Consider the following 3,927-nt stretch of genomic DNA (forward strand, 5'->3'; position numbering starts at 1 on the left):
CCCGGCGCCAGGGACTCCTGCAAATGGGCCAGGGCCTCGCGCACGGGCGGCCACAGGGCCAGCGCACGTGGCGTGGGCTCCACCCCCTGGCCGCTGCGCACCACCAGTTCATCGCCCACCACATCGCGCAGGCGCCGCATGGCATTGCTGACGGCCGGCTGGGTGATAGACAGCTTGTGCGCAGCCCGGGTGAGGCTGCGCTCTGCCATCACCTCGTCAAAGACGCGCAGCAGGTTCAGGTCCAGGGAGCGGAAGTTCAGGGGAGTCATGGTCACCCGAGAGCATATTCATCACTGATATGAATATCAATGATTCAAAATATAAACTTGAACATGCAAAGGGTAAACCCTAATATCACCCCATCGCCCGGCAATCTCGCCACAAGCGTTAGAAAAGGGAAACCGAAATGACCGCCTTTGCACACGTTGAGTACCCCACCGAACACCCCGGCGTTGTCCGGGCCGAAAACGCAGCCGCCGCTCTGAAGAGCGCTGCCGCCCATTTTGACGGCGCGCGTGGCGCAGCCTCCCTGCTGTTGGCCGCCGTGGTCTCCGCGCTGCTGGTGGTGGCCAACCAAGTCATCGACACCTGGACCGAAGGCCACCTGCTGGCTGCCTGGATGGTGCTGTGGCTCGTGGCCTTTGCGGCCCTGGCGCTCCTGACCAGCCCCGCCCGCCGCGCCGGTGTTGCGCTGCGCGGCACTGCGCTGGCATGGGCTGAAAGCCGTCGCCGCGCTGCTGAAGATCAGCGCACCTGGCAAGTCGCCCTGAAGGACCCACGGATCATGGCTGAACTGAACCATGCCATGGGCATTCCCACTGTGAACAGCATCCGCAAGTACTACTGAAGCATTTTGCGCGGCGCACGCTGCGCAGAGACTCCGATTCAAAGCCGTGGCCAACGCCACGGCTTTTTTTATGCCCCGTTGCGCCCCGCGTGCAGTGTGTTCTTGCAGTGCCCGCACGAGAAAAAAAAGCCGCCCCGCAAGGGCGGGACGGCTTTGAATGGTCAGCTTCCTTGACTGAATGTCGCAGCGTCAGACTGCCAAACGCTTTTGCAGTTGCGCCTTGGTATCGAGCAGCGCCTTTGGCAGGTGGTAGGCCAGCTGTTCGAAGTGTGCATCGTGCAGCTTGAACTCTTCGGCCCAGGCCGCCTTGTCGATGCTGGTCACGGCGTCAAACTTGTGGGCGCTGAAGTCCAGGCCCGTCCAGTTGATCTCTGCGTACTGCGGGGCCACGCCGAACATGGTTTCCTGGCCTTGGGCCTGGCCTTCGATGCGGTCAATCATCCACTTGAGCACGCGCATGTTGTCGCCATAACCGGGCCAGACGAACTTGCCAGCCTCGTCCTTGCGGAACCAGTTCACGCAGAACACCTTGGGCAGCGCCTTGCCGGTGGCGGCAATCTTGCCTTCCATGTTGAGCCAGTGCTGGAAGTAGTCGCTCATGTTGTAGCCGCAGAACGGCAGCATGGCAAACGGGTCGCGGCGCACCACGCCCTGGGCGCCAAACGCAGCGGCAGTGGTCTCGGAGCCCATGGTGGCAGCCATGTACACACCTTCGGTCCAGCTACGGGCTTCGGTCACCAGCGGCACCGTGGTCGAGCGACGGCCGCCGAAGATGAAGGCATCGATGGCCACGCCATTGGCGTCGTCCCACTGGGCGTCCAGTGCGGGGTTGTTGGTGGCAGCCACCGTGAAGCGCGAGTTGGGATGGGCGGCCTTGGCGCCGGTTTCCTTGGCGATCTGGGGCGTCCAGTCCTTGCCTTGCCAGTCGATCAGGTGGTCGGGCAGCTTGCCCGTGTCCTTTTCCATGCCTTCCCACCAGACGTCGCCGTCGTCCGTCAGGGCCACGTTGGTGAAGATCACGTCCTTGTCCAGGCTGCGCATGCAGTTGGGGTTGGTGTGCATGTTGGTGCCGGGAGCCACGCCGAAGTAGCCAGCCTCGGGGTTGATGGCGTACATCTTGCCATCGGCATGGGGCTTGATCCAAGCGATGTCATCACCGATGGTGGTGACCTTCCAACCGGCAAAGCCCGCCTCGGGCGGCACCAGCATGGAGAAGTTGGTCTTGCCGCAGGCGCTGGGGAAGGCCGCTGCCACGTGGTACTTCTTGCCTTGGGGGTTGGTCACGCCCAAGATAAGCATGTGCTCGGCGAGCCAGCCCTGGTCGCGGCCCATGGTGGATGCGATGCGCAGGGCCAAGCACTTCTTGCCCAGCAGCGCGTTGCCGCCGTAGCCCGAGCCGTAGGACCAGATCTCGCGTGTTTCGGGGTAGTGCACGATGTACTTGACCTTGGGGTTGCAGGGCCAGCTGGTCGTGTCCTTCTCGCCTTCGGCCAGGGGCGCGCCCACGGTGTGCATGCAAGGCACGAACTCGCCTTCCACACCCAGCACGTCGTACACGGCCTTGCCCATGCGGGTCATCAGGCGCTGGTTCACGGCCACGTAGGCGCTGTCGGTCAGCTCCACGCCGATGTGGGCGATGTGGCTGCCCAGTGGGCCCATGCTGAACGGCACCACGTACATGGTGCGGCCCTTCATGCAGCCGTCAAACAGTGGCTGCAGCGTGGCGCGCATTTCAGCGGGAGCCATCCAGTTGTTAGTGGGGCCGGCGTCTTCCTTGGCGGCCGAGCAAATGTAGGTGCGGTCTTCCACACGGGCCACGTCAGATGGGTCAGACCAGGCCAGGAAGCTGCCGGGGCGCTTGGCGGGGTTCAGCTTCTTGAAGGTGCCGGCATCGACCAGCTGCTGGCACAGGCGGTCGTACTCTTCCTTGGAGCCATCGCACCAGCAGATGCTGTCGGGTTTGCACAGGGCGGCCATGTCGGCCACCCAGGCGAGCAGCCGGGCGTTTTTGACGTAAGCGGGGGCGTTGAGATTCAGGCCCTGCATCGTGGGTGCGTTCATCGGGGAGCTTCCTAAGTTGAAAAAACGTTTTTTCAAAGGAAGCGGACCGGGCGGGTCACGGCGAGGCCTGGCGCAGTTGCGGTGCTGAGCGCTGCCTTTGAAAAAACGGCTTTCGTGCTCAGTCGGCGGGCGGGAGCGTGTGTCAGCCCCACGGGTGGAGGCTAGTTCCACGGATTCCGCGGGTCGGCTGGGATGTCAATTTTATGAATCTGCCGCCGGTTTGTCTGTCAGACAGGGGTCAAAACCATGCAAAAATAACATAGGTTTATGCATGGTTCTTGCCCCCATCTTCGTGGACTTTGGGACTAGGCGGTCGTGGCACCGCTCCAGCGCTCAAAGCCGCTTTTGCGCAGCGCGCAGGCCGGGCAGGTGCCGCAGCCGTAGCCCCACGCATGCAGCGTGTCGCGCACGCCGTGGTAGCAGGTGTGCGAGTCGTTCACGATCAGATCGACCAGTGCCTGCCCACCGAGGGCCCGGGCCAGTTCCCAGGTCTCGGCCTTGTCCAGCCACATCAGCGGGGTATCGAAGGTGAAACGCTGTCCCATGCCCAGCGACACCGCGACCTGCAGCGCCTTGAGCGTGTCGTCACGGCAGTCGGGGTAGCCCGAAAAGTCGGTCTCGCACATGCCGCCCACCAGGGTGTGCAGGCCACGCCGGTAGCCCACGGCGGCCGCCAGCTGGAAGAACAGCAGGTTGCGCCCGGGCACAAAAGTGTTGGGCAGGCCGGCGGCGGTCATCTGGATCTCGGTGTCGCTCGTCAGCGCCGTGTCGCTGATGTGGCCCAGGACCGCCAGGTCCAGCATGTGGTCATCGCCCAGCCGGGTGTTCCACTGTGGAAACTGTGCGCGCAGCGATGACAGCACCGTCTGCCGTGCCTGCAGTTCGATATGGTGGCGCTGGCCATAGTCAAAGCCGATGGTTTCGACATGGGCAAAGTTCTCCAGAGCCCAGGCCAGACAGGTGGTGGAGTCTTGACCTCCGGAAAAGAGGACGAGTGCGTGTCCGGGTCTCATGGGGGT

At 63.4% G+C, this 3,927-nt stretch carries 4 protein-coding genes; 1 reads left to right on the forward strand and 3 read right to left on the reverse strand.

The genetic code is table 11. The features are described from left to right. Positions 1-269, reverse strand: a 269-nt coding sequence (locus tag DBR23_RS01600; RefSeq protein ID WP_146191190.1) for a LysR family transcriptional regulator, incomplete at its 3' end; no start/stop codon positions are given. Between the two features lie 137 nt (positions 270-406). Here DBR23_RS01600 and DBR23_RS01605 point away from each other — a divergent pair. Then, on the forward strand, positions 407-847 hold the full coding sequence (locus DBR23_RS01605; protein ID WP_056057089.1) for a hypothetical protein: 441 nt from the start codon (positions 407-409) through the stop codon (positions 845-847). 189 nt (positions 848-1,036) lie between these two features. Here DBR23_RS01605 and DBR23_RS01610 read toward each other — a convergent pair whose 3' ends face one another. Both DBR23_RS01610 and queC read right to left on the reverse strand, forming a co-directional pair. Further along, on the reverse strand, positions 1,037-2,908 hold the full coding sequence (locus DBR23_RS01610; protein WP_108497086.1) for a phosphoenolpyruvate carboxykinase (GTP): 1,872 nt from the start codon (positions 2,906-2,908) through the stop codon (positions 1,037-1,039). A 305-nt stretch (positions 2,909-3,213) separates the two neighbouring features. Beyond that, entirely contained in the window at positions 3,214-3,921 is a 708-nt protein-coding gene (gene queC, locus DBR23_RS01615; RefSeq protein WP_108497087.1) for a 7-cyano-7-deazaguanine synthase QueC, read from the reverse strand. Positions 3,922-3,927: the final 6 nt, after the last annotated feature.

The sequence above is a fragment of the Acidovorax sp. HMWF018 genome (genome assembly GCF_003061035.1).
Classification (GTDB): Bacteria; Pseudomonadota; Gammaproteobacteria; order Burkholderiales; family Burkholderiaceae_C; genus Acidovorax; species Acidovorax delafieldii.

Excerpts from the sequence above, each read along its gene's own strand:
- DBR23_RS01605 (WP_056057089.1), top strand. The coding sequence starts at position 407 with ATGACCGCCTTTGCACACGTTGAGTACCCCACCGAACACCCCGGCGTT.
- DBR23_RS01610 (WP_108497086.1), bottom strand. The coding sequence starts at position 2,908 with ATGAACGCACCCACGATGCAGGGCCTGAATCTCAACGCCCCCGCTTAC.
- queC (WP_108497087.1), bottom strand. The coding sequence starts at position 3,921 with ATGAGACCCGGACACGCACTCGTCCTCTTTTCCGGAGGTCAAGACTCC.